This is a genomic window from Rhodosalinus sp. 5P4, assembly GCF_041365695.1.
GTDB lineage: Bacteria > Pseudomonadota > Alphaproteobacteria > Rhodobacterales > Rhodobacteraceae > Rhodosalinus.
The window spans coordinates 472,763-495,768 of the sequence record NZ_JBGFSJ010000003.1; the positions used below are offsets into that span (position 1 = coordinate 472,763).

Here is a 23,006-nt window from a genome sequence, read left to right on the forward strand (position 1 = left end):
GCGCGGGCCCCCGGATGAGCGAACGCGAGCATCATCGGCGCGGGGGCGCTTCCTCCACGGTCATCAGCGTGGACGCCATGGGCGGCGACCGCGGGCCGGCGGCGGTTGTCGCGGGCCTTGCAAGGTCGGCCACCAAGAACCCGGACATCCGGTTCATCCTGCACGGCCCGAAGGACGAGCTCGAGCGGCTCGTCGCCAAGCGCCGGCTCTCCGACATCTGCGAGATCCGCGACGCCCGAGGGGTCGTGCGGATGCAGGACAAACCGAGCCAGGTGATGCGCCAGGGCAAGGGCACGTCGATGTGGTCGACCATAGAGGCCGTCCGGGACGGAGAGGCCTCCGTGGCGGTGAGCTGCGGCAACACCGGGGCGCTCATGGCGCTTTCGATGGTGCGGCTGCGCAAGATCGAGGGCGTCAACCGGCCCGCCATCGCGGTGCTCTGGCCCTCGCGGAACCCGCAGGGCTTCAACGTGATGCTGGACGTGGGCGCGGATGTCCGCGCCGATGCCCGCGATCTGCTGCAATACGCGTTGATGGGATCGTCCTACGCGCGCAACGGGCTCGGGATCGCGCACCCGCGGGTCGGGCTGCTGAACGTGGGCACAGAAGAGCACAAGGGTCGCTCCGAGCTCCGGGAAGCGCATGAACTCATCGCCGCCAACGCGCAAGCGGCCAGTTTCGAGTTCGTTGGCTTCGTGGAGGGCGGTGACATTCCCGGCAAGCGCGCGGACGTGATCGTGACGGACGGGTTCACCGGCAACGTCGCGATCAAGACCGGCGAAGGCACCGCGCACCTCATCGGCGACCTGCTGCGCGAAGCGTTCCGATTTTCGCCGCTGTCGCGCATCGCGTCGGTTCTGGCCTACACGTCGCTTCGGCGGCTGCAGAAGAGGATCGATCCACGCCGCGTCAACGGCGGGGTGTTTCTGGGGTTGAACAGCACGGTGGTGAAATCGCACGGTTCGGCCGACGCGACCGGCGTGTCGGCGGCGGTGAAGCTGGCCTTCCAGCTGGCGCAATCGGGCTTCTCGGACCGGCTCGCGGCGCGGGTGGCCTCGGCCAGCCCGACCGCGCCGGCCCAGCCCGCGCAGGACAGGAACGGAACACACGGATGACGACACGCGCGATCGTCAGGGGCGTCGGGCACTACCTGCCCGAACGGGTGGTCGAGAATGCCTGGTTCGAGAGCTTTCTCGACACGAGCGACGAGTGGATACGCTCCCGCTCGGGGATCGAGCGCCGGCATTTCGCGGCCGAGGGGCAGACCACCTCCGAGCTTGCCGCCCGCGCCGCGCGCGCCGCGCTCGAGGATGCGGGCCTTGCCGCCTCCGAGATCGACGCGATCATCGTCGCCACCTCGACGGCGGACTTCACCTTCCCCTCCGCCGCCACGATGGTGCAGGCCGAACTCGGCATGACGACGGGCTTCGCCTTCGACGTGCAGGCCGTCTGCGCGGGGTTCGTGTTCGCGCTTGCGAACGCCAACGCGCTCATCGTCTCGGGGCAGGCCCGGCGCATCCTCGTGATCGGGGCCGAGACCTTCTCGCGGCTCATGGACTGGGAAGACCGGTCGACATGCGTGCTTTTCGGAGACGGGGCGGGCGCGCTCGTGCTCGAGGCGGCGGAAGGCACGGGCCAGCCGGAAGACCGCGGGATCCTCGCATCCGACCTGCATTCCGACGGACGTTTCCGCGAGATCCTGCACGTCGATGGCGGCGTCTCCACCGGTCGGACGGGGCATCTGCGCATGCTCGGCAAGGAGGTCTTTCGCCACGCGATCGAAAAGCTGGCCGACACCGCGCACCGGGCAATGGACAAGGCGGGCGTGAACTCTTCGGACGTGGACTGGGTGGTGCCGCACCAGGCCAACATCCGCATCATCCAGGGCACCGCCAAGAAGATGCAGCTGCCGATGGACAACGTGGTCGTCACCGTCCAGGACCACGGCAATACCTCGGCCGCGTCGATCCCCCTCGCCCTCTCCGTGGGCCGCGAGCGGGGCCAGATCCGCGAGGGCGATCTCGTCATCACCGAGGCGATCGGAGGCGGCCTTGCATGGGGTGCCGTGGTGCTGCGCTGGTAGGCGGATGACTGCCGCTTCTGCACTGCCGCACAAGCTGTTGATATTGACTCGGAAATTTTCCTGCCCCTAAGGTCAATCCGTTAACGATTGGAGGGACGGCATGAGCCAGCGCACACTCACCCGAATGGATCTGAGCGAAGCCGTCTTCCGCGAGGTGGGGTTGTCGCGCAACGAATCGGCCCAGCTCGTCGAAAGCGTGCTCGATCACATGTCCGACGCGCTCGTGCGGGGTGAGCAGGTGAAGATCTCTTCCTTCGGAACCTTCTCGGTGCGCGACAAGGCCGCCCGGGTCGGCCGGAACCCCAAGACCGGCGAGGAGGTGCCGATCCTGCCGCGGCGGGTACTGACCTTCCGGCCCTCGCACCTTATGAAGGATCGCGTGGCGGCCGGAAACCGCCGCTGAGGACGCCCCCGATGGCCACCAAATCGCCCGACGCGTTCCGCACGATCAGCGAGGTGGCCGAGTGGCTGGAAACGCCGGCCCACGTGCTGCGGTTCTGGGAAAGCAAGTTCTCGCAGGTGAAGCCGGTGAAACGTGCCGGCGGGCGGCGCTATTACCGCCCGTCCGACATGGCGCTGATCGGCGGCATCAAGACCCTGCTGCACGACGAGGGCATGACCATCAAGGGCGTTCAGAAGCTCTTGCGCGAGCAGGGCGTAAAGCACGTGACGAGCTTTTCCCCGCCGCTGGCCGGCGAGGCGCCCGAGCGGGAGCCGGAAGAGGTGCATGTCCTGCCGTTCCAGCCCCGGCGGGCGGGCCGCACGCGCGGCCCGGTGGAGGACGCCGAGGAATTGCCGCTCTTCCCGCCGGAGGAGGAAACCGCGAGGGCGTCCCCGGCGACCGACGCGGCAGACGACGTGCCCGCCCGGGCGCGCAAGGCGGAAGAGACGGCGCCCGCGGCCGTGGCGGAGGAAGAGGAGGCCTCCGCCGCGGCCGCGCCGCAGGGCGCCACGCCGCCGCCCGGCGACACGACGCACCCGCCCCTTGCGCCGCCGCCGCGCGACAGCGGCGTTCCGTCCTTCCTGCGCCCGCGCGCCACGGCCACCGGGACCGATGCACCGGCGGCGCGCGACGCGCCTTTCGCGAACGGGCCCGGAACAGCCGACGCGTCACCGGCGATACGGGCCGTAACCACGCCACCCGACCCGGCGGACGACGCGCTTCCCGCCGAAGCGGGCCTCCTGTCCCGCCTCGCCAAGATTCATTGGCTGCCCGGCACGCAAACCGAGGCCGCGGCCGCGATCGCGTCCGAGTTGCGAACTCTCGCCGAGCGCCGCGCCGATGCGGCCCGGCCCTGATCCCGGGATCGCGACTCCGTGGCAATTCACCCTTGCTCTCGCGCAGGAAACAGGTATGAAACCGCCCTGTTCGGGCTATGGCGCAGTCTGGTAGCGCGTCCGTCTGGGGGACGGAAGGTCGCAGGTTCAAGTCCTGCTAGCCCGACCAATTTCCCCCTTTGCAACCGGAAAACCGGTTCGATCCAGGAAGGGTCCGCATGACCGGCGTGATGCCCTGCCAGGCCATTCGCGCGATGATCGCCGAGGGTGCGATCGCCACGGACCGGCCCATCACCGACACGCAGGTCCAGCCGGCGAGCCTCGATCTGAGGCTGGGGCGGCGGGCATGGCGCGTGCGCGCCTCCTTCCTCGCCGGTGCCGGGCGACCGGTGGCCGCGCGGCTCGATCGCTTCACCATGCACGAGATCGACCTGTCGGCGGGCGCCGTGCTCGAGAAGGGCTGCGTCTATGTCGCCGAGATCGAGGAACGGCTCGCCCTGCCCCCGGGCGTCAGCGCCGTCGCGAACGCGAAAAGCTCTACCGGGCGGCTCGACCTTCTCACCCGTGCGATCACCGACGGCGGCACCGAGTTCGACCGCATTCCCGACGGCTACGCCGGCCCGCTTTACGCCGAGATCTGCCCACGCTCCTTCTCGGTGCTGGTGCGGCCCGGCATGACGCTGAACCAGATCCGGTTCCGCGAAGGCCATGCCGTGCTCGACGACACGGCGCTGCGCGCGCTTCACGCCGAAAGCCCGCTGGTGACGGGCGAGGCGGTCATCTCCGAGGGGCTCGGCTTCTCGGTGGATCTGCGGCCCGCGCAGGGCACGCTCGCGGGCTGGCGCGCCAAACCGCACACCGGGCTCATCGACCTCGACCGGATCGGCCACTACGCCCCCGCCGACTACTGGGAGGAGGTGCACGCCGAGGACGGGCAGATCGTCCTCGATCCCGGCGCCTTCTATATCCTGGTGAGCCGCGAGGCGGTGCATATCCCGCCCGGCTACGCCGCTGAGATGGCGCCCTATCTCGCCATGGTGGGTGAGTTCAGGGTGCATTACGCGGGTTTCTTCGACCCGGGCTTCGGTCACGATGCGGCGGGCGGCGCGGGCGCGCGCGGCGTGCTGGAGGTGCGCTGCCACGAGGCGCCCTTCGCGCTGGAGCATGGCCAGGTGGTCGGGCGGCTCGTCTACGAGCGCATGGCCGAGCCGCCGGACCGGCTTTACGGCGCGGGCATCGCGTCGAACTACCAGGGCCAGGGCCTCAAGCTGTCCAAGCACTTCCGGGCCGCCTGACGGGCGCCCGCGGCAGCCTCCTCAGAAACGGCCGATACGCCGCGCGAGGCGCATGGAGCGCTTGAGATGACCTGCGCGCTTCCGGTCCGACCGTGGCGCCGGACGCTGCGCGCGGCTGTCCTCGGACCCGCGTCCGGAGCCTTTCGACATCTTGTCGATTCCGGCGTCGAGCCCCTTGTTGACGGCCTTGCGCATGACCATGCGCACCAGCATGCTGAAGAGCCGGTCAGGGTTCATCGCTGCCTCCCGAGTTTCCTGAGATTTGCCTTTGCCTCCGATCTAGCCCGCAATCTTGCCGTTTTCAGGGCTTCCCGGCCGAAACGCGCCGGTCTGGCTATTCCTCGAACATCTCGCCCTGGCCGGGATCGCTCGCATCGTCCTCCTCCTCGGCCTCCGCCTCGCCCGCGCCCGGCAGCGGGCGGCTGTCCAGAAGGCCCGCGGCGCGCAGTTCCGCAAGCCCCGGCAGATCGCGCGCGGATTCGAGGCCGAAATGGTCGAGAAACGTCTCGGTCACCACGAAGGTCACCGGGCGCCCGGGGCTCATCCGTCGCCGGCCGAAACGGATCCACTCGAGCTCGAGCAGCTGGTCCACCGTCCCGCGCGAGACCGAGACGCCGCGGATTTCCTCGATCTCGGCCCGGGTGACGGGCTGGTGATAGGCGATGATCGCGAGCGTCTCGATAGCCGCGCGCGAAAGCTTGCGGGTCTCGACCGTCTCGGTCTGCATCAGGAAGCCCAGATCGGGCGCGGTGCGAAAGGCCCACGCGTCGCCCACCCGCACTAGGCGAACGCCCCGCCCCTCGTAGCGCCGGCGCAGGTGCTGAAGCGCCTCGGCCGGGTCGGAGCCCTTGGGCATGCGCTCGGCCAGATCGCGCGCCGAGACGGGCTCGGCCGAGGCGAAGAGCATCGCCTCGACCATGCGTTCCTGCTCGCCCATGGGCGGCGCATCGAAGAGGACGGGCTCCTCCTCGCCGTCGCCGTCTGCCGCGCGCGTGTCGTCACTCATCGCGCGCGGCCCTCCGGCGAAGCTGAATGGGCGCGAAGGCTTCCGATTGACGCAGCTCGATGCGCCCCTCCCGGGCCAGTTCCAGCGTCGCGGCGAAGGTCGCCGCCGTGGCGGAGCGGCGCCGCCCCGGATCCTCGCGCCAGCCCTCCGGCAGGTAGGCGGAAATGTCGGTCCAGGTCCCGGCGAACCCGATCATCCCGCGCAGCCGGTCGAGCGCCTCTTCCATGGTGTAGACCGCCTCGCGGTCGAAGGCGTAGGGGCGGAACTCCTCGCGGGTGCGGATGCGGGCATAGGCCTGCATGAGATCGAGCAGCGTCGCGGTGTAGCGCACGCGCCGGACCCGCTCCACCTCTTCGGGCAGGCCGCGCGCGAACACGTCGCGGCCCAGCCTGTCGCGGCCCATGAGCCGCGCCGCGACCTCGCGCATGGCCTGCAGCCGTTCGAGCTGGAACGCCAGATGCGCCGCCATCTCCTCGCCCGAGGGGCCTTCTTCCGCTGGGTCGGGCGGAAGCAGGAGGCGCGATTTGAGAAAGGCGAGCCAGGCCGCCATCACGAGGTAGTCGGCGGCGAGTTCGATGCGCAGCGCGCGCGCCTCCTCGACGAAGGCAAGGTACTGCTGCGCAAGCTCCAGCACGGAAATCCGGCGCAGGTCCACCTTCTGACCGCGCGCCAGCGACAGCAGCACGTCGAGCGGCCCCTCGTAGCCCTCGACATCCACGATCAGCGCCTCGGCGGCAAGCCGCGCCTCGACGCCCCCCTCCTCGTGACCGCTGCCTTCATCCATCGCCGAACCCTCCGGGCACGGCTCCGAGCTTCGCCTCGAGCGCCCGAATGTCAACCGGCGCGTCGGCGGCCCGGCGCAGCGCGAGCGCCCTGGCGCCGCGCGCGCGGGCGGCCTCGCCCATCGTGCCCGCGGCCTCGGCCACCGCCTCCATCTCGCGCAGCGCGCCGTTGCAATGCAGGACCACGTCGCACCCGGCCGCGATCGCGTCCGCCGCGCGGCGGGCGACCGACCCCTCGAGCGCCTGCATCGAGATGTCGTCCGTCATCAGAAGCCCGCCGAATCCGATCTCCTCGCGGATGAGACGGATCACCGCGGGCGAGGTCGTGGCGGGACGCTCGTCGAGATCGGCGAAGACCACATGCGCCGTCATGCCGAGCGGCAGATCGGCAAGCGCGGCGAAGGGCGCGAAATCCGTTTCGCGCAGCGTGCAGGCAGGTTCTTGCACCCGGGGCAGCGCGAGGTGGCTGTCGGCCTCTGCGCGGCCATGACCGGGGATGTGCTTCAAAACCGGCAGCACCCCGCCAGCGAAGAGCCCCTCGGCCACTGCGCGGGCATTCGCGGCGACCTCCTGCGCCGTCGTGCCGTGACAGCGATCCCGCAGGAACGGATGGGTCCGGGGCGTGGCGATGTCGGCAAGCGGCGCGCAGTTCACGTCGATGCCGAGCGACTGCAACTCGGCCGCGATCACACGGTACCGCAGCCGCATCATGTCGGCCGCCCTGCCGCCCGCGGCACGCACCGCGTCGAGCGGCGGCGGCAGGCGGCGGCCCACACCCCGGGGCAGCCGCGACACGCGCCCGCCCTCTTCGTCGATGAGGATCGGCGCCGCGCGGCCCACGGCATCGCGCAAGGCCGCGGTAAGGCCGCGGATCTGCTCCGGGCTTTCGCAGTTGCGCGCGAACAGGATGAATCCGAACGGGTCGGCCTCTCTGAAGAAGCGCGCCTCGGCCGGCGCAAGGTGCGGCCCCGCGCAGCCGAAGATCGCCGCGCCGCGGCCGACCGGTGGGGTCACCGGGTGACCACGGGGATGCAATCGGCGTTCGCGGCCATCAGCGCCGCGCAGAACCGCCGCGCGTCGGCAAGATCCTCGAAGCCCATCGCGCGGAGGCGATAGAAGATCCGCCCACCGCTTTCGGCGCGTTGCACGACCCGGGTCTTGCCGGCGAGATAGGCCTCGAACCGCCCGGCGATCCGGCCCCATTCGGCGCGAGCCACCTCGGCGCTCTCGAACGCGCCGAGCTGCACGAGGCGCGTGCCCACGGGCAGCTCCGCGGGATCGGCCTCCGGCACCTCGGCGCGCGCGGGGGCGACCCGGCCGGCGCCGGATAGTGCCGCGAGATCGAGGTTTTCAGGCCGCAGGCGCGGGCGCACCGACCGCGCCGGAACGCCCGGAAGCGCCTCGACCTGCGCGCCGGTCTCGTCCTGCGCCTCGGCGGCCGGGGCCGTGCCGGGCGCATCGGCCACGACGGCGGCCACCACCGCATCCACCGCGGCGCTCACCGCCTCGTCGCGCGAGGGCGCCGGCGTGTCCACGCGTAGCGCGGCCGGAACCGCTGTGACGCGCGCAAGCTCCCGCTTGGTTCCGAACGGAAGATCCGGCCTGTCCTCGGCGTCCAACCGGGTCGCAAGATCGCGCAGCGCCGCGCTTGGCGCGCCCATGCCTGCCGCGAATCCCGGTCGCAAGTCGTCGGCGGGCTCCGGCGCCGACGCGGCGGCGAGGGCGCCGAGGGCGAGGTCGTCCTCGGCCAGCGCGACGGGCGTCGGCGCGAGGCGCAGTTCCTCGGGCGGCGGTTCGGCCGTGCCGCTCGCGGCGACGGCGTTGACGGACAACCCCTGATGGGCCGCGGCCTGGCCGCCGGGCTCGGCGGGCGAGACGCGCATCGGCCCCTCGGCGGCGCGCACCACCGGCACGCCGCTCACGTCGCGCATCACGAGTTTCGTGCCCCAGACGCCCGCACCGCCCAGAAGGGTCAGCGACACCAGCGCCGCCACGACCTGCGCGGCCCCGCCGATCCTGGGCGCCGCCTCCGGCGCGAGGGCATCGTTTTCGGAGGAGGACTCACCAAGGGCGGGCGACGAGGCGCCCGCGTGCATCTGCTGATAGCTCATGTCTGCCTCGCTTGCCCGACGATGCGTGCCGCCGGGTTCTGTTCGTTCCGCCTCTGCCCGGGCGGCCGCGCGGCTTTCTACCGCATCTCCTCGACCGGGCGCACCCCAAGGATACCCAGACCCGCCGCGATGACAACGGCTGTGGCCCGCACAAGTGCCAGTTTCGCTTGACTCGTGGCAGAATCGCCCTCCTGCAGGAAACGCAGCGCGGGCTCGTCGTTGCCGCGGTTCCACAGGCTGTGCAGCTCGCTCGCCAGATCGTAGAGGTAGAAGGCCACGCGGTGCGGCTCGTAGACCCGGGCGGCGATCTCCACGAGACGCGGCCACTCGGCGATCTTGCGCGCCAGCGCAAGCTCCGCCTCGTGATCGAGGCGCGACAGATCGACCCGCGCGAGCGTGGCGTCATCCGCCTCGATCCCGGCCTCCGCCGCCTTGCGCAGGACCGAGCACACCCGCGCATGGGCGTATTGCACGTAAAAGACGGGGTTTTCCTTCGACTGCTCCAGCACCTTGTCGAAATCGAAATCGAGCGGCGCGTCGTTCTTGCGCGTCAGCATCACGAAGCGCGTGACGTCGGCGCCCACCTCCTCGACCACGTCACGCAGCGTCACGAAGGTGCCCGCGCGCTTGGACATCTTGAAGGGCTCGCCGCGCTTGTAGAGCTTCACGAGCTGCATGAGCTTCACGTCGAGCGGGACGCGGCCGTCCGACAGCGCCGAGACGGCGGCCTTCATCCGCTTGACGTAGCCGCCGTGATCGGCGCCGAACACGTCGATCAGCCGGTCGAAGCCGCGCTCGATCTTGTCGTAATGATAGGCGATGTCGGGGGCGAAATAGGTCCAGCTGCCGTCGGATTTCATGACCGGGCGGTCCACGTCGTCCCCGTGCGCGGTGGAGCGGAAGAGCGTCTGCTCGCGCGGCTCCCAGTCCTCGGGCGTCTTGCCCTTGGGCGGCTCCAGCACGCCCTCGTAGATCAGCCCCTTGCTCCGCAGCGCGTCGAGCGCCGCCTCGATCCGCCCGGTGCCGTAGAGCGACTTTTCCGAGAAGAAGACGTCCATCCGAACGCCGAGCGCATCGAGGTCGGCGCGGATCAACTCCATCATGCGCTCGGTCGCGAAGGCGCGCACGGGCGCAAGCCACGTCTCCTCGGGCGTGCCGACATAGGCGTCGCCCACCTCGGCCTTCAGCGCCTCGCCGACCGGGACGAGGTAATCGCCGGGATAGGTCCCGTCCTCGAAGGCGACCTCGTGGCCATGGGCCTCGAGATAGCGCAGGTAGACCGAGCGGGCGAGCGTATCGACCTGCGCGCCCCCGTCGTTGATGTAGTATTCGCGCGTCACCTCGTAGCCCGCGTAATCGAGAAGCGAGGCGAGCGCGTCGCCAAATACAGCGCCGCGGGTGTGGCCCACATGCAGCGGCCCGGTGGGGTTGGCCGAGACGTATTCCACGTTCACCCGCTCGCCCGCGCCCAGTTCCGAGCGGCCGAACCCGTTGCCGGCCGCGAGCGCGCGGCGCACGACCTCCTGCCAGACGGAGGGCGACAGGCGCAGGTTGATGAAGCCCGGCCCGGCCACCTCTGCCATGGCAATGCGCGGATCGGCGGCCAGCCGGTCGGCGAGCGCGGCGGCGATATCGCGCGGCTTCGCGCCGGCGGGCTTGGCGAGGACCATCGCCGCGTTGGTGGCCATGTCGCCATGGGCGGGATCGCGCGGCGGCTCCACCGTCACGGCCGCAAGGTCGAGACCGTCGGGCAACGCCCCGTCGGCCACCATGGCGCCCAGCGCCCCGGTCACGGTGTCACGGAGTTCGGAAAACAGGTTCATCGGCGTCCCTCTCGCTCGGCGGGCGGTGTAGCATGCAGGGTGGGCGCGTCAACGCCGCGCGACCGTCACGCCGGGCGCGCGGCAGGCGCCCGGCGCCCGCGCCCCGCGACGGCACCGCCGGCCGGGATACCCATGACGTGCGGGCTAGCGCAGGCCCGGGCGCAGGTCCGCCATGTCCTCCCCACCCAGCAGCCGGGCATGGCTTTGCAGCGCGAAGCGGTCCGTCATGCCGGCGATGTAGTCGGCCACGATGCGCGCCAGCGTCGTCTCGTCGGCGGCGGCCGCCACGTCCGCCTGCCAGCGCCGGGGCAGAAGCTCGGGCCGGGACAGGTAGAGCGGGAAGAGATCCTGCACCACCCGCGTGGCCTGCGCGCGCGTCTCGACGACTTCCGGCGCGCGGTACATCCGTTCGAAGAGAAAGGCCCGGATCTGCCCTAGATCCGCGAAAAGCCCGTCGGAAAAGCGCACCACCATGTGCCCGGCCTGCCGCACCGCGTCCACGTCCGCGGGATCGAGCGCGGCAAGCGCGGCGCGGGTGGTGGCGATCACGTCCTCGACCATGACGCCGAAGAAGCGCCGCAGCGCCTCGTGGCGCCGTCGGTAGGGCTCGAGCCCGGGCCACGCCCGGTCCACCTCCGCGAAGCAGTCGGCCAGCACCGGCAGCGCCGCGATCTCCTCCAGCGTGAAGAGATCGGCGCGCAGCCCGTCGTGCAGGTCGTGGCTGTTGTAGGCCACGTCATCCGCCAGCGCCGCCACCTGCGCCTCCGCGCTGGCATGGGTGTCGAGTTCCAGATCATGGACGGCGTCGTATTCGGCAAGCGCGTAGGGGATCGCGCCCGTCACGGGCCCGTTGTGCTTGGCAAGGCCCTCCAGCGTCTCCCAGGTCAGGTTGAGCCCGTCGAAGGCGGCGTAATGGCGCTCCAGACGCGTGACGATACGGATCGCCTGCGCGTTGTGGTCGAACCCGCCATAGGGCTGCATCAGCGCGTCGAGCGCGTCCTCGCCGGTGTGGCCGAAGGGCGTGTGGCCAAGATCGTGGGCAAGCGCCACCGCCTCGGTCAGCGCCGGGTCGAGGTCGAGCGTACCGGCGATGGTGCGCGCCACCTGCGCCACCTCGAGCGAATGCGTCAGACGGGTTCGGAAATAGTCCCCCTCATGCTCGATGAAGACCTGTGTCTTGTGCTTGAGCCTGCGGAAGGCCGAGGCATGGATGATCCGGTCCCGGTCGCGCTGAAAGCAGGAGCGGAACGCGCTTTCCGGCTCTGGCACGAGCCGTCCACGGCTCCTCGCCGGGTCGGACGCGTATCGGGCGCGCATGGGTCCCCTCCTTGTCGCATGTCCCGCGACCTCATATATTTGAGACGAGAGCGGAACTGAACCGTCGCAACGAGGCCCAGATGCAACTTCCTCCGAAAGTGACAGAACGCGCCTTCGCGCGACTGGCCGAGATCGGCGCCTCCCGCGAGGGTCAGGCGCTGCGCGTGGCCGTCGAGGGTGGTGGGTGCTCGGGCTTCCAGTACGACATCCGCCTCGACTCGCCCGCCGAGGACGACCTCGTGCTGGAGGGCGGGGGCGAGAAGGTGGTGGTCGATTCGGTGTCCCTGCCCTTTCTCGAGAACGCGGTGATCGACTTCACCGAGGAACTGATCGGCGCGCGGTTCACCATCGAGAACCCGAACGCCTCGAGTTCCTGCGGCTGCGGAACCTCCTTTTCCATGTAGCGCCGTGTCACAGCCGGCGCGTCACCCGGAACGCGCCCTCCGCGAAGGTGACGGCCCAGCGGCGGGCGGGGATCGCGGTGCCCGCAGCGGTGACATGAGGCGCAAGGTCCAGCACCCCGCCCGCGATCTCGCCCGGCACTTCGACACCATCCGAAAATCGCACCGTGCAGCCGCCCTCTGGCGGGCCCTCGACCCGCCCCCGCGCGCCGGGAAAGAGATGCGTTCGCGCCGTCGTCAGGATCGTGGCCATCCGCCTTCCCTTTTCGCGCCTTGTCGCGGCACCTTCGGTTGGCGCCCGGGGCCAACCTCACCCATCCGCGCGGCCGGGATCGCGCGCGGCCGCGCTCGCACGCGGCCAGCAGAATGGCAGCGCATGACGCGCGAGGAAAGGGCCGCAGAAGCCCGGTGCGGCCCGGCGCCGGCCCGATGTCTCGGGGGCGCGCGCGCGCGGAGCCGCTCTTCCCCGCCTTGCGCCCGGACCGGCGAACCGGCTAGCTGGGGCGAGGCCAAGAGGAGCGCGCCGATGAAGATCGCCACCTTCAACATCAACGGGATCAAGGCCCGGCACCAGGCGCTTTGCGACTGGCTGGACGAGGACCGCCCCGACGTGGTGCTTCTGCAGGAGATCAAGTCGCTCGACGAGAGCTTCCCGGCCGAGCTTTTCGAGGAGCGGGGCTACACCGTCGAGACCCATGGCCAGAAGGGCTTCAACGGCGTGGCGATCCTTTCGCGGCTGCCGCTCGAGGACGTCTGGCGCGGGCTGCCGGGCGACGATGACGACACGCAGGCCCGCTGGATCGAGGCCACGGTGATGGCCGATGTTCCCGTGCGCGTGGCCGGGCTCTACCTGCCCAACGGCAACCCCGCGCCGGGGCCGAAATACGACTACAAGCTGGCCTGGATGGCCCGTATGCGGACACGCGCGCAAGAGCTCTTGGCGCTGGAAGAGCCCGTGGTGCTTGCCGGTGACTACAACGTCATCCCCCAGGACGAGGACGCGGCCAATCCCGAGGCCTGGCGCGAGGACGCGCTGGCGCTGCCGGAAAGCCGGGCGGCGTTTCGCCGCATCCTTCACATGGGCTATACCGAGGCCGTCCGCGCCCGGGTGCAGGGCCCGGGCCACTACAGTTTCTGGGACTACCAGGGCAACGCGTGGGCGCGGAACAACGGGATCCGCATCGATCATCTGCTGCTCTCTCCCGAGGCCGCCGATCGCATGACCGGCACGGGCATCGAGGCCGCGCTGCGCGGGCGCGAAAAACCCTCCGATCACGTGCCGGTCTGGATCGAACTGTCCGTCTGAGCCGGGAACGCGAACCGCACCCGGTCACGCCTCGGCGGTGACGTCGTGGCCGTAAAGCCAGTCGAACCCCGCCAGCATCGCGCCGGGCGCGAACCGCCCGCCGAGCCCCAGCGCGGCATGGGCAAGCCCGCGCACCGGGCCGGGCCGCAGGTGGTAGCGCCGGGCATTGCGCTCCGCCGCGCCAACCACCCGCTCAGCACGGGCGCGCCGCCGCCGCTGGTAGGCCGCGAGCCCGGAGGCGCGATCCTCGGCGCGGTCAAGCGCGTCGGCCAGGACCCACGCATCCTCGAGCGCGAGATTGGCGCCCTGCGCGAGGAACGGCAGCGTCGGATGCGCCGCATCGCCCAGGATCGCAACGGACCGGCCATGCCAGCGTTCGGCCACCGGATGCCGGAAGAGACCCCAGACATGCACCTTGTCCAGCGCGCCGAGGATCGCCGGCACGTCCCCGCCGAAGCCCGCGAAGGCCGCGCGCAGGTTCGCCGGGTCGTCCGCGTGGGTCCAGCCCTCCTCGGCCCAGCGGCTGCGCTCTTCCACCGCCACAAGGTTGAGAGTGCGCCCGTCGCGCAGCGGATAGACCACCATGTGCCGTCCCGGCCCCATGAGCACCCGGGCCTCCGCAGGCTGGCCGATGACGTTGGGCAGAAGCGCGCGCCACGCGACTTGGCCGGTGAAGCGCGCGGGCGGCGCCGATCCCAGCGCGTGGCGCGCGCGGGAGTGCAGACCGTCCGCGCCGAGCACCAGATCCGCCCTGTGCTCCGCGCCGTTCTCGAAGACGATCCGCGCGCGCGGGCCGTCCTCCACCGTCGCGACCCGTTGCAGAAGCCGGACCCGGACGCCCGCGGCGCGGGCCGCGGCGGCGAGCAAATCGACGAGATCCGCGCGGTGGACGAAATGATACCCCTGCTCCCGCCCGAGGCGCGCTAGGTCGAGGCGCAGAACCTCGCCGCCGTCCTCGCCGCGCCGAAGGCTCACCGCCTGGGCGCGGGGCGCGCGCGCCGCGAGCTCCGCCTCGAGGCCGAGCGCGCGCAGCACGCGAAGCCCGTTGGGACTGATCTGCAATCCGGCACCCACCTCCGCGATCTCGGGGGCCTGCTCGAACAGGGTGACGGAGGCGCCGCGCCGGCCGAGCGCAAGCGCGGCGGCAAGCCCCGCGATGCCGCCGCCCACCACGGAAATCTCAAGCGCGTCGAGCTGCATCTCTCGCTTCCCAAAAGGAAAACGCCGGAGGCTCCCCCGGCGTTCTCTTGTCTCTCGGTCCCGGTCGGCCTCGCGTCAGTCGTCGCGGTGCACCTTCTCGCGGCGCTCGTGACGCTCCTGCGCCTCGAGGCTGAGCGTGGTCGTCGGGCGCGCGACGAGACGTTTCAGCGAGATCGGCTCTCCCGTCTCCTGGCAGTATCCGAACTCGCCCTCCTCGATCCGGCGCAACGCGGCGTCGATCTTCGAGACGAGCTTGCGCTGACGGTCGCGGATCCTAAGCTCGAGCGCGCGGTCGGTCTCTTCGCTCGCGCGATCGGACACGTCGGGAATGTTGCGGGTCGCGTCCTGAAGGCCCGCGATGGTGTTCTTGCTGTCGGAAAGAAGCTCGTTCTTCTGTCGCATCAGTTCGCGCCGGAACCATTCGAGCTGCCGTTCGTTCATGAACGGCTCGTCCTCGGCGGGCTTGTAATCCTCGGGAAGGAACACTTCGGCCTTCATCTTCTGCGCTCCCTTTTCATGACCCACTTCAGCCATGGAATACTTGTCAGACATGTGGCACCCCTCGACGCGGCAATTACCCGAAGGCACTGGCAATGTCACTACACAAACACGGGTCGGCCATGGTTAATTCGGGCGCGGGCGCGGCGCTGCAAGGACGTTCGGCAATGGCTTGGAGCAGATGATGAAATTCACCGGAACCGGCGAGTACGTGGCGACGGTAGACCTGACCGTCGCGGTGAACGCGGCCGTGGCGCTGGAGCGCCCGCTTCTCGTCAAGGGCGAGCCCGGCACGGGCAAGACCGAACTCGCGCGGCAGGTGGCGGGCGCGCTCGGGCTGCCGCTCATCGAATGGTCGGTGAAATCCACCACCCGCGCCCAGCAGGGGCTTTACGAATACGACGCGGTGAGCCGCCTGCGCGACAGCCAGCTCGGCGACGCGCGGGTGAACGACGTGGCGAACTACATCCGCAAGGGCAAGCTCTGGGAGGCGTTCGAGGCCGACGGCAAGGTGGTGCTGCTCATCGACGAGGTCGACAAGGCCGACATCGAGTTCCCCAACGACCTCCTGCAGGAGCTCGACCGGATGGAATTCCACGTCTACGAGACGGGCGCGACGGTCCGCGCCCGGCACCGCCCGATCGTCATCATCACCTCCAACAACGAGAAGGAGCTGCCGGACGCCTTCCTGCGCCGTTGCTTCTTCCACTACATCCGCTTCCCGGACCCGGAGACGATGAAACGCATCGTCGAGGTACACCATCCGGGCATCAAGCCCGCGCTGCTCGAGACGGCGCTGACGCAGTTCTACGAATTGCGCGAACAGCCGGGCCTGAAGAAGAAGCCCTCCACCTCGGAGGTGCTGGACTGGCTCAAGCTGCTGCTGGCCGAGGATCTGGAGCCCGCCGACCTGCGCCGGGACGGACCCGACGCGTTGCCCCGGCTGCACGGCGCGCTGCTGAAGAACGAGCAGGACGTGCATCTTTTCGAACGCCTGGCCTTCATGGCGCGGCGGCAGCGCTGAGGCGGTCGGCCCGGCAAACCCGGCGCCGCCCCGGCAGCCCGCGTGTGACGGCGCGGCATTCATGGTCTAGGCTGCGCCTGCCGGGTCCCGCGGCGCGCCGGCGCGGCCCGCGCCGCAAGGAGCGAAGACGCAAGGGAGCGCTCGTGCCAAGATACGTTCTGCCACTTCTGCTTCTGCTCGCGGCCTGCGCGCCCGCGCCCCGGGCCGCGGACACCGCCGCGCGCCTCGCCGTGGCAATCCCGAAGCTGCCGCCGGCCAAGCAGTTCTCCGCGGCGCGCCCTGACGCGCCCGCCCGGTCCAACGCCGATATCGCGCGCGATTTCCTCGACCTCGCCTTCACGCTGGAAAGCGGCCGCCCCGTCCCGGTCTTCACGCGCTTCGAGGAACCGATCACCCTGCGCGTGACCGGGCGGGCCGATCCCGCCCTGGCACGGGACCTGCGCGATCTGCTGCGCCGGCTTCGCGACGAGGCGGGCATCGACATCCGCCTCACGCGCGGACCGGGGGCCAACATAACGATCGAAAGCGTGCCCGGCGCGCGCATCCGGAGCGTGCTGCCGCAGGCGGCCTGCTTCGTCGTCCCCAATGTCAGCAGCCTCTCCGACTATGCGAGAAACCGCCGCAGCGCGCGCACGGCCTGGTCCGAACTGCGCACCCGCGAACGGGTAGGGATCTTTTTGCCCGCCGACATCTCGGGCCAGGAGGCGCGCGACTGCCTGCACGAGGAACTCGCCCAGGCGCTCGGGCCGCTGAACGATCTCTACCGGCTGTCCGACAGCGTCTTCAACGACGACAACATGCACGCGGTGCTCACCGGCTTCGACATGCTGATCCTGCGCGCCTACTACGCGCCGGACCTTGCCAGCGGCATGAGCCGCGACGATGTCGCCCGGCGCCTGCCCGCGGTGCTCGCGCGGCTCAACCCGGCGGGCGAGGGGCTGCCCGCAAGGCCGCTCGCGCCGACGCCGCGCGCCTGGAGCAACGCGATCCAGGAGGCGCTCGGGCCCGGGGCCGCGCCGGCGGCGCGACGCGCGGCGGCCGAACGCGCCGTGGCCATCGCGCGGGCCTCGGGCTGGCGCGATCACCGGCTCGCCTTCGGCCATTTCGCGCTCGGCCGTCTTACCCAGAGCCACGCGCCCGACGCGGCGCGGGAGCATTTCGAAACCGCGGACCGGACGCTCGCGGCCCTGCCCCGCTCCGAACCGCACCGCGCCTTCGTGCGCGCCCAGCTCGCCGCCTACGCGATCGCCGAGGGCGACGCCGAGCGGGCGCTTGCGCTCACCGCCCGGGCGATGCCGGTCGCCTCGCGCCACGAGAACGCGATGCTTCTGTCCACGCTGATGCTGCTGCGCGCCGAGGCGCTGGCGCTTGCCGGGCGCCCGCAGGAGGCGCGCGCCCTGCGTCTGGACAGCCTCGGTTGGGCGCGATACGGGTTCGGACCGGAGGGGGCGGTGCGCGGCAAGCTGGCCGAAATCGCCGCCCTGAACCCGCGAAACCACACGGGGGGCTGAGGCCGAATGATCCTGTTCTCGGCGCTGATCGGCGCGGCCATCGGCGCATTCACCGCCTACCGGCGCAAGGGCAACCGGCTCGACATGCTGCACTATGCGGCCGGATACGGCATCGCCTTCGGTCTCGTGGGCGCGGTACTGTCGATCGCGCTCGTCCGGCTGCAGGTCTGAGGGCGATGTTCCAGCCCTTCTTCCTCACCCTCAGGGAGAGCGGCGTTCCCGTCACGCTTCGCGAGTACCTGGCCTTCCTCGAAGCGGTGAAGGCCGATCTTGTGACCTACGACGTGGAGGGATTCTACTATCTCGCGCGCACCGCGATGGTGAAGGACGAGCGCCACCTGGACCGCTTCGACCGCGCCTTCGCCACGGCCTTCCGGGGCCTCGAGGACGTCTCGCTTGCCGAGATGCTGGACAGGGTCGATCTGCCCGAGGACTGGCTGCGCAAGATGGCGGAGAAGCACCTGAGCGAGGCCGAGAAGGCCGAGATCGAGGCACTCGGCGGGTTCGACGCGCTCATGGACACCCTCAAGAAGCGGCTCGCGGAACAGGAGGCGCGCCACCAGGGCGGCTCCAAGTGGATCGGCACGGCGGGCACCTCGCCCTTCGGCGCCTACGGCTACAACCCCGAAGGCGTGCGCATCGGCCAGGACGAAAGCCGCCACCAGCGCGCCGTGAAGGTCTGGGACAAGCGGGAGTTCCGCAACCTGGACGACTCGGTGGAGATCGGCACCCGCAACATCAAGGTGGCGCTGAAGCGGCTGCGGCAATGGGCGCGCGACGGCGCGGCCGAGGAACTCGACCTCGACGGCACGATCCGCGCCACCGCCGAACACGGCTACCTCGACGTCAAGACCCGCCCTGAGCGCCGCAACGCGGTGAAGGTGCTGCTCTTTCTCGACGTGGGCGGATCGATGGATGCCCATGTGAAGGTCGTGGAAGAGCTTTTCTCGGCCGCGCGCGCCGAGTTCAAGCATCTCGAGCACTACTACTTCCACAACTGCCTCTACGAGGGCGTCTGGCGCGACAACCGCCGCCGCTGGAACGAGGTCACGCCGACCTGGGACGTGCTGCACACCTATGGCGCGGATTACCGGTGCATCTTCGTGGGCGACGCCAGCATGAGCCCCTACGAGATCGCCTATCCCGGCGGCGCGAACGAGCACTGGAACGCCGAGGCGGGCGAGACCTGGCTGCGCCGCGCGCGCGCGCAGTGGCCCGAGACGCTCTGGATCAATCCCGTGCCCGAGCGACACTGGGATTACACGCCCTCGATCCGAATGATCCGCGAGATCTTCGAGGACCGGATGGTGCCGCTCACCCTCGAAGGGATCAATCGCGGCATCCAGGTCCTGCGGTGACACGCGCCGCGCCGTTTCGCCGCTTGCCGGGCGGCCCGGGCGAGCCCATATCTTCGTCATGATCAAGGTGACGCCGATCCTGCTCGCGGTGCTTTACGCGCTCGTCATGTACCGCATGTCGGTCTGGCGGACGAAGCGCGAGCTCGACGCGCGTTCCACCGAACTTGCCGACCCGCGGCTCAAGGCGCTCACCGACCGGATGGCAAAGGCGCTCGACGTGCCGCGTATCCGCGTGCACATCTACGAGGTGGACCCGGTGAACGGGCTCGCCGCCCCGGACGGGCGGATCTTCATCACTCGGGGCTTTTACCAGAAATACCGCAATGGCGAGGTCAGCGGGGAAGAGATCGCGTCGGTCATCGCGCATGAGCTGGGCCACGTCGCGCTCGGCCACACCCGGCGGCGCATGATCGACTTTTCCGGGCAGAACGCGCTCAGAAGCGCGCTCGCCATGGTGCTCGGGCGCATCATCCCGGGTATCGGCGTCTGGATCGCGAGCGCGCTCACGTCTCTGCTGGCCGCGGGGCTTTCGCGTGCCGACGAGTACGAGGCTGACGCCTATGCCGCGGCACTTCTGACCAAGGCCGGGATAGGCGTCGCGCCGCAGATCTCGCTCTTCCACAAGCTCGACGAGTTGACGCGCTCGCGCGCGGGTGTCGCGCCGGCCTGGCTCATGAGCCATCCGAAGACGGCAGACCGGATTGCGGCGCTGGAGCGTCTGGAGGGGAAGTGGCAGCCGGGCGAGACCTGACCGCCCCGCCCTGCCCCCCGCGGACCTCCGCGGCAAGCCAGTCCCGGAACGCGGCAAGGGGCGGGTAATCGTCCCGCGCGTGCGGCCACACCAGCCAATACCCTCCACGCCCCGGCACCGCCGCCCCCCAGGCCGGCCGAAGCCGCCCCTCGGCGATCTCGGGCTCCGCCAGGAAGGGCGGCAGGAGCGCCACGCCCAGCCCGTGGATCGCCGCCTGCGTCATCGGCGCGAACTGGTCGAAGACCATGCCCCGCTGCGCCGGCGCGGCCTGGCCGTGATGCGCGAACCACCGCTCCCAGGCGCGCGGGCGCGACTGAAGGTGCAGAAGCGGCATCGCCGCGATCGCGGCGGGCCCGTGCGGCGGATGCCGCTCCAGGACACCCGGCGACGCGACCGCCAGCATCGGCTCGTCGGCAAGGTGAAGGTGCCCGCAGCCCGCCCGGTCGGCCGCGCCGAAATGGATCGCCGCGTCGAAGGCCTCGGTCTCGAAATCCACCGGCCGGAGCCGGGTCGTGAGGTGCAGCGTGACGCCCGGATGCGCGGCCTGGAACGCCGCGAGGCCCGGCGCGAGCCACCGGGTGCCGAAGGCGGGCAGGATGGCGAGCGAAAGCGTCCCTCCCCCCGGATTGGCGGTCAGTTCCATGGACGCACGCCCGATGAGGTCGAGCGCCCGCGACACCGCCTCGGCATAGTGGCGCCCGGCAGGCGTCGGCACCAGCCGGCGCTTCTCGCGGCGGAAAAGCGCTGCCCCGAGTTGCGCCTCGAGCCGCTGGACATGCCGGCTCACCGCGGCCTGGGTCATGTGCAGTTCATCCGCCGCCGCCGTGGTCGCGCCCGTGCGCATCACCGCCTCGAAGGCCCGAAGCATCGAGATCGAGGGCAAATAGCGTGGCGACCAGCTCATGGGACATGACCTTAGCACATGAAACGATGCGCGATAGTCGTTTTGCCGCGGCGCGTCGAGCCGCTATGCTGTGTCAAACGTTGCCGGGATCCTCCCGGAGAAAGGTGACCGCCATGACCCTAGACACCCCCGCCCCGCGCCTGCGCGCCAAGGACGCCCCCGATCTCGGACGCTTCGACTGGGCCGATGCCCTGCGCCTCGACGATCAGCTGTCCGAGGAAGAGCGGATGATCCGCGACAGCGCCCGCGCCTATGCGCAGGAGAAGCTGCAACCCCGCGTGATCGAGGCCTTCGACGCCGAAAAGACCGACCCGGAGATCTTCCGCGAGATGGGCGGGATGGGCCTGCTCGGCGTGACCGTGCCGGAGGAATACGGCGGTCTCGGCGGAAGCTATGTGAGCTACGGGCTCGTGGCGCGCGAGATCGAGCGCGTGGATTCGGGCTATCGCTCGATGATGTCGGTGCAGTCGAGCCTCGTCATGTATCCGATCCACGCTTACGGAACCGAGGAGCAACGGCAGAAATACCTGCCGAAACTCGCCTCCGGGGAATGGATCGGGTGTTTCGGCCTGACGGAGCCGGACGCGGGCTCCGACCCGGGCGCGATGAAGACGCGGGCCGAGAAGATCGAGGGCGGCTACCGGCTGACGGGCTCCAAGATGTGGATCTCGAATTCGCCGATCGCGGACGTCTTCGTTGTGTGGGCCAAGTCGGACGCGCATGACGGCAAGATCCGCGGTTTCGTGCTGGAAAAAGGCATGACGGGCCTCTCCGCGCCCAAGGTCGGCAACAAGCTTTCCTTGCGCGCCTCGATCACCGGCGAGATCGTGATGGAGGGCGTCGAGGTCGGCGAGGACGCGCTGCTGCCCCATGTCGAGGGGCTGAAGGGGCCGTTCGGCTGCCTCAACCGCGCACGCTACGGCATCAGCTGGGGCGTCATGGGCGCGGCGGAGTTCTGCCTGCACGCCGCGCGGGGCTACGGGCTCGACCGCAAGCAGTTCGGCAAGCCCATCGCCCAGACCCAGCTTTTCCAGAAGAAGCTCGCCGACATGGAAACCGAGATCGCGCTCGGCCTGCAGGCGTCGCTCCGGGTGGGCCGGCTCATGGACGAGGCCAACGCGGCGCCCGAAATGATCTCTCTCGTCAAGCGCAACAATTGCGGCAAGGCGCTCGAGATCGCGCGGCACGCCCGCGACATGCATGGCGGCAACGGCATCAGCTCCGAATTCCAGGTGATCCGGCACATGATGAACCTCGAGACGGTGAACACCTACGAGGGCACGCACGACATCCACGCCCTGATCCTGGGTCGCGCGATCACCGGGCTGCAGGCCTTCGTCTGACGCGCCCCATCGCGCGCCCGGACGGGCGCGCCCGGTGAAGGCGTGGCGCGCGGAACGCGCGCCTCCGCCGGATCAGGGCAACGCCGCGAGCCAGAGCCAGGCGGTGAAGACCGACGCGGCCGTGCCGATCAGCACCGAGGAGGCCGCGACGCGGCGCGCGCGGCCGTACATGTCGGCGAAGATGTAGGTGTTCACGCCAGGCGCCATGGCCGCCGTCACCACCGCCGAGCGCAGACCCGTCTCGGGCAGCCCGGAGGCCTGGCCCAGCCCCCAGACGACCGCCGGATGCAGCAGCAGCGAGACGGCGGCGACGAAGGCGATGGTGCGCAGATCCCCCTCCGGGCGATAGCGGTAGAGCACGCCGCCCAGCCCGAAGAGCGCCGCGGGAAGCGCCGCGCGCACCATCAGGTCGAGCGCGTCGCCGATCGGCACCGGCAGCGTCCATCCCGAAAGATTGACCGCGATGCCCGCGAGGATACCGAGGATCAGCGCGTTCTTGAGCATGGCGCCCGCGACCTTGGTCGGAAGGCCCGCGGTGCCTGCCCCCGCGCGGCGGGCGCGCACCAGCTCCATCGCGGTGATGCCCAGCGCGTAGCAGAAGGGCGAATGAAGCGCGATGATCGCGTAGTTCCCGGCCAGCGCGTCGGCGCCGTAGGCGCGTTCCGTGATCGGCAGCCCGAGCAGGAGCGAATTGGAAAAGAGGCAGCAGAACCCGATCGCCACCGCGTCCTCCCAGTCGCGCCCGAAGAGGTAGCGCGCGCCCAGAAGCCCCGCGAGGAAGCCCGCCACCGCCCCTGCATAGAAGCTTCCGATGAGCGCGGGATCGAAGCCCGCGCCGAGGTCGAGCGTGGAGAGCGCGCGGAACAGCAGGCAGGGCAGCGCGAACCTCTGGGTGAAGACCATAAGCCCGTCCACCGCGCTTTCGCTGAAGAGGCCCCGCCACACGGCGGCATAGCCGAAGCCGATCACCAGGAAGACCGGCAGGACGACCTCGATCAGCGCCTGCACGGGCGCC

Annotated in this window: 25 protein-coding genes and 1 tRNA gene; 14 read left to right on the plus strand and 12 right to left on the minus strand. The window is 70.3% G+C overall.

Going from position 1 to position 23,006, the window contains the following annotated elements; genetic code table 11:
- Positions 1-14 precede the first annotated feature (14 nt).
- From plsX to AB6A69_RS07730, 6 genes are all read left to right on the plus strand, one after another.
- Entirely contained in the window at positions 15-1,115 is a 1,101-nt protein-coding gene (plsX, locus tag AB6A69_RS07705) for a phosphate acyltransferase PlsX (RefSeq protein WP_371060331.1), read from the plus strand.
- The gene (locus AB6A69_RS07710; protein ID WP_371060332.1) at positions 1,112-2,083 is read left to right on the plus strand and encodes a beta-ketoacyl-ACP synthase III; all 972 of its coding nucleotides are present in this window, start codon (positions 1,112-1,114) and stop codon (positions 2,081-2,083) included. The genes plsX and AB6A69_RS07710 overlap by 4 nt, the downstream gene beginning before the upstream one ends.
- 100 nt (positions 2,084-2,183) lie before the next feature.
- On the plus strand, positions 2,184-2,486 hold the full coding sequence (gene ihfA / locus AB6A69_RS07715; protein ID WP_371037736.1) for an integration host factor subunit alpha: 303 nt from the start codon (positions 2,184-2,186) through the stop codon (positions 2,484-2,486).
- An 11-nt stretch (positions 2,487-2,497) separates the two neighbouring features.
- Positions 2,498-3,382 (plus strand): MerR family transcriptional regulator, encoded by an 885-nt coding sequence (locus AB6A69_RS07720; protein WP_371060333.1) that lies wholly within the window; start codon positions 2,498-2,500, stop codon positions 3,380-3,382.
- 71 nt (positions 3,383-3,453) lie between these two features.
- Positions 3,454-3,530: transfer RNA gene (locus AB6A69_RS07725), tRNA-Pro, on the plus strand.
- A 49-nt stretch (positions 3,531-3,579) separates the two neighbouring features.
- Entirely contained in the window at positions 3,580-4,656 is a 1,077-nt protein-coding gene (locus tag AB6A69_RS07730; RefSeq protein ID WP_371060334.1) for a 2'-deoxycytidine 5'-triphosphate deaminase, read from the plus strand.
- A gap of 21 nt (positions 4,657-4,677) precedes the next feature.
- Here the strand turns inward: AB6A69_RS07730 and AB6A69_RS07735 are convergent, their stop codons facing one another.
- The 7 genes from AB6A69_RS07735 to AB6A69_RS07765 form a co-directional block, all read right to left on the minus strand.
- The gene (locus AB6A69_RS07735) at positions 4,678-4,893 is read right to left on the minus strand and encodes a hypothetical protein (protein WP_371060335.1); all 216 of its coding nucleotides are present in this window, start codon (positions 4,891-4,893) and stop codon (positions 4,678-4,680) included.
- Between the two features lie 97 nt (positions 4,894-4,990).
- Positions 4,991-5,662 (minus strand): SMC-Scp complex subunit ScpB, encoded by a 672-nt coding sequence (gene scpB / locus AB6A69_RS07740; protein ID WP_371060336.1) that lies wholly within the window; start codon positions 5,660-5,662, stop codon positions 4,991-4,993.
- On the minus strand, positions 5,655-6,446 hold the full coding sequence (locus tag AB6A69_RS07745) for a ScpA family protein (RefSeq protein ID WP_371037741.1): 792 nt from the start codon (positions 6,444-6,446) through the stop codon (positions 5,655-5,657). The genes scpB and AB6A69_RS07745 overlap by 8 nt, the downstream gene beginning before the upstream one ends.
- On the minus strand, positions 6,439-7,458 hold the full coding sequence (locus tag AB6A69_RS07750) for a glycoside hydrolase family 3 N-terminal domain-containing protein (protein ID WP_371060337.1): 1,020 nt from the start codon (positions 7,456-7,458) through the stop codon (positions 6,439-6,441). The genes AB6A69_RS07745 and AB6A69_RS07750 overlap by 8 nt, the downstream gene beginning before the upstream one ends.
- Complete coding sequence (locus AB6A69_RS07755; RefSeq protein WP_371060338.1) at positions 7,455-8,555, minus strand: SPOR domain-containing protein; 1,101 nt, start codon at positions 8,553-8,555, stop codon at positions 7,455-7,457. Before AB6A69_RS07755 ends, AB6A69_RS07750 begins: the two co-directional genes overlap by 4 nt.
- A gap of 77 nt (positions 8,556-8,632) precedes the next feature.
- Positions 8,633-10,378 (minus strand): arginine--tRNA ligase, encoded by a 1,746-nt coding sequence (gene argS, locus AB6A69_RS07760; RefSeq protein WP_371060339.1) that lies wholly within the window; start codon positions 10,376-10,378, stop codon positions 8,633-8,635.
- 144 nt (positions 10,379-10,522) lie between these two features.
- A complete protein-coding gene (locus AB6A69_RS07765; RefSeq protein ID WP_371060340.1) occupies positions 10,523-11,695 on the minus strand; it encodes a deoxyguanosinetriphosphate triphosphohydrolase in 1,173 nt (390 codons plus the stop codon).
- An 80-nt stretch (positions 11,696-11,775) separates the two neighbouring features.
- Between AB6A69_RS07765 and AB6A69_RS07770 the strand changes: the two genes are divergently transcribed.
- Positions 11,776-12,099: a HesB/IscA family protein gene (locus tag AB6A69_RS07770; RefSeq protein ID WP_371037746.1), complete on the plus strand. Its 324-nt coding sequence runs from the start codon at positions 11,776-11,778 to the stop codon at positions 12,097-12,099.
- 7 nt (positions 12,100-12,106) lie between these two features.
- Here AB6A69_RS07770 and AB6A69_RS07775 read toward each other — a convergent pair whose 3' ends face one another.
- Entirely contained in the window at positions 12,107-12,349 is a 243-nt protein-coding gene (locus AB6A69_RS07775) for a hypothetical protein (RefSeq protein WP_371060341.1), read from the minus strand.
- A 273-nt stretch (positions 12,350-12,622) separates the two neighbouring features.
- Between AB6A69_RS07775 and xth the strand changes: the two genes are divergently transcribed.
- Positions 12,623-13,402, plus strand: a complete 780-nt coding sequence (gene xth, locus AB6A69_RS07780) for an exodeoxyribonuclease III (protein WP_371060342.1) — start codon at positions 12,623-12,625, stop codon at positions 13,400-13,402.
- Between the two features lie 24 nt (positions 13,403-13,426).
- On the opposite strand, the gene AB6A69_RS07785 is transcribed toward xth, so the two are convergent.
- Positions 13,427-14,602 carry an FAD-dependent oxidoreductase gene (locus AB6A69_RS07785; RefSeq protein ID WP_371054425.1) on the minus strand — a complete coding sequence of 392 codons (1,176 nt, stop codon included), beginning with the start codon at positions 14,600-14,602 and terminating at the stop codon, positions 13,427-13,429.
- 75 nt (positions 14,603-14,677) lie between these two features.
- On the minus strand, positions 14,678-15,100 hold the full coding sequence (gene dksA, locus AB6A69_RS07790) for an RNA polymerase-binding protein DksA (RefSeq protein WP_371037750.1): 423 nt from the start codon (positions 15,098-15,100) through the stop codon (positions 14,678-14,680).
- A gap of 184 nt (positions 15,101-15,284) precedes the next feature.
- Between dksA and AB6A69_RS07795 the strand changes: the two genes are divergently transcribed.
- The 5 genes from AB6A69_RS07795 (at position 15,285) to AB6A69_RS07815 (ending at position 19,744) form a co-directional block, all read left to right on the plus strand.
- Positions 15,285-16,124, plus strand: coding sequence for an AAA family ATPase (locus AB6A69_RS07795; RefSeq protein WP_371060343.1), 840 nt, complete (start codon positions 15,285-15,287; stop codon positions 16,122-16,124).
- Positions 16,125-16,267: 143 nt separating this feature from the next.
- A complete protein-coding gene (locus tag AB6A69_RS07800) occupies positions 16,268-17,635 on the plus strand; it encodes a DUF2927 domain-containing protein (protein WP_371060344.1) in 1,368 nt (455 codons plus the stop codon).
- 6 nt (positions 17,636-17,641) lie between these two features.
- The gene (locus AB6A69_RS07805; protein ID WP_371037753.1) at positions 17,642-17,806 is read left to right on the plus strand and encodes an apolipoprotein acyltransferase; all 165 of its coding nucleotides are present in this window, start codon (positions 17,642-17,644) and stop codon (positions 17,804-17,806) included.
- A 5-nt stretch (positions 17,807-17,811) separates the two neighbouring features.
- Complete coding sequence (locus AB6A69_RS07810; protein WP_371060345.1) at positions 17,812-18,993, plus strand: VWA domain-containing protein; 1,182 nt, start codon at positions 17,812-17,814, stop codon at positions 18,991-18,993.
- Positions 18,994-19,051: 58 nt separating this feature from the next.
- The gene (locus AB6A69_RS07815) at positions 19,052-19,744 is read left to right on the plus strand and encodes a M48 family metalloprotease (RefSeq protein ID WP_371060346.1); all 693 of its coding nucleotides are present in this window, start codon (positions 19,052-19,054) and stop codon (positions 19,742-19,744) included.
- Here the strand turns inward: AB6A69_RS07815 and AB6A69_RS07820 are convergent.
- Positions 19,665-20,648, minus strand: a complete 984-nt coding sequence (locus AB6A69_RS07820) for a LysR substrate-binding domain-containing protein (protein WP_371060347.1) — start codon at positions 20,646-20,648, stop codon at positions 19,665-19,667. The two genes, AB6A69_RS07815 and AB6A69_RS07820, sit on opposite strands and share 80 nt — an antisense overlap.
- 113 nt (positions 20,649-20,761) lie before the next feature.
- Between AB6A69_RS07820 and AB6A69_RS07825 the strand changes: the two genes are divergently transcribed.
- Positions 20,762-21,991 carry an acyl-CoA dehydrogenase gene (locus AB6A69_RS07825; protein ID WP_371060348.1) on the plus strand — a complete coding sequence of 410 codons (1,230 nt, stop codon included), beginning with the start codon at positions 20,762-20,764 and terminating at the stop codon, positions 21,989-21,991.
- A 72-nt stretch (positions 21,992-22,063) separates the two neighbouring features.
- On the opposite strand, the gene AB6A69_RS07830 is transcribed toward AB6A69_RS07825, so the two are convergent.
- The gene (locus tag AB6A69_RS07830; RefSeq protein WP_371060349.1) at positions 22,064-22,999 is read right to left on the minus strand and encodes an AEC family transporter; all 936 of its coding nucleotides are present in this window, start codon (positions 22,997-22,999) and stop codon (positions 22,064-22,066) included.
- Positions 23,000-23,006 lie beyond the last annotated feature (7 nt).

Excerpts from the sequence above, each read along its gene's own strand:
- xth (WP_371060342.1), top strand. The coding sequence starts at position 12,623 with ATGAAGATCGCCACCTTCAACATCAACGGGATCAAGGCCCGGCACCAG.
- argS (WP_371060339.1), bottom strand. The coding sequence starts at position 10,378 with ATGAACCTGTTTTCCGAACTCCGTGACACCGTGACCGGGGCGCTGGGC.
- plsX (WP_371060331.1), top strand. The coding sequence starts at position 15 with ATGAGCGAACGCGAGCATCATCGGCGCGGGGGCGCTTCCTCCACGGTC.
- AB6A69_RS07770 (WP_371037746.1), top strand. The coding sequence starts at position 11,776 with ATGCAACTTCCTCCGAAAGTGACAGAACGCGCCTTCGCGCGACTGGCC.
- AB6A69_RS07825 (WP_371060348.1), top strand. The coding sequence starts at position 20,762 with ATGACCCTAGACACCCCCGCCCCGCGCCTGCGCGCCAAGGACGCCCCC.
- AB6A69_RS07805 (WP_371037753.1), top strand. The coding sequence starts at position 17,642 with ATGATCCTGTTCTCGGCGCTGATCGGCGCGGCCATCGGCGCATTCACC.
- AB6A69_RS07810 (WP_371060345.1), top strand. The coding sequence starts at position 17,812 with ATGTTCCAGCCCTTCTTCCTCACCCTCAGGGAGAGCGGCGTTCCCGTC.
- ihfA (WP_371037736.1), top strand. The coding sequence starts at position 2,184 with ATGAGCCAGCGCACACTCACCCGAATGGATCTGAGCGAAGCCGTCTTC.
- AB6A69_RS07815 (WP_371060346.1), top strand. The coding sequence starts at position 19,052 with ATGATCAAGGTGACGCCGATCCTGCTCGCGGTGCTTTACGCGCTCGTC.
- AB6A69_RS07775 (WP_371060341.1), bottom strand. The coding sequence starts at position 12,349 with ATGGCCACGATCCTGACGACGGCGCGAACGCATCTCTTTCCCGGCGCG.
- AB6A69_RS07795 (WP_371060343.1), top strand. The coding sequence starts at position 15,285 with ATGAAATTCACCGGAACCGGCGAGTACGTGGCGACGGTAGACCTGACC.
- dksA (WP_371037750.1), bottom strand. The coding sequence starts at position 15,100 with ATGAAGGCCGAAGTGTTCCTTCCCGAGGATTACAAGCCCGCCGAGGAC.
- AB6A69_RS07720 (WP_371060333.1), top strand. The coding sequence starts at position 2,498 with ATGGCCACCAAATCGCCCGACGCGTTCCGCACGATCAGCGAGGTGGCC.
- AB6A69_RS07730 (WP_371060334.1), top strand. The coding sequence starts at position 3,580 with ATGACCGGCGTGATGCCCTGCCAGGCCATTCGCGCGATGATCGCCGAG.
- AB6A69_RS07735 (WP_371060335.1), bottom strand. The coding sequence starts at position 4,893 with ATGAACCCTGACCGGCTCTTCAGCATGCTGGTGCGCATGGTCATGCGC.
- AB6A69_RS07765 (WP_371060340.1), bottom strand. The coding sequence starts at position 11,695 with ATGCGCGCCCGATACGCGTCCGACCCGGCGAGGAGCCGTGGACGGCTC.
- AB6A69_RS07745 (WP_371037741.1), bottom strand. The coding sequence starts at position 6,446 with ATGGATGAAGGCAGCGGTCACGAGGAGGGGGGCGTCGAGGCGCGGCTT.
- AB6A69_RS07755 (WP_371060338.1), bottom strand. The coding sequence starts at position 8,555 with ATGAGCTATCAGCAGATGCACGCGGGCGCCTCGTCGCCCGCCCTTGGT.
- AB6A69_RS07820 (WP_371060347.1), bottom strand. The coding sequence starts at position 20,648 with ATGAGCTGGTCGCCACGCTATTTGCCCTCGATCTCGATGCTTCGGGCC.
- AB6A69_RS07785 (WP_371054425.1), bottom strand. The coding sequence starts at position 14,602 with ATGCAGCTCGACGCGCTTGAGATTTCCGTGGTGGGCGGCGGCATCGCG.
- AB6A69_RS07710 (WP_371060332.1), top strand. The coding sequence starts at position 1,112 with ATGACGACACGCGCGATCGTCAGGGGCGTCGGGCACTACCTGCCCGAA.
- scpB (WP_371060336.1), bottom strand. The coding sequence starts at position 5,662 with ATGAGTGACGACACGCGCGCGGCAGACGGCGACGGCGAGGAGGAGCCC.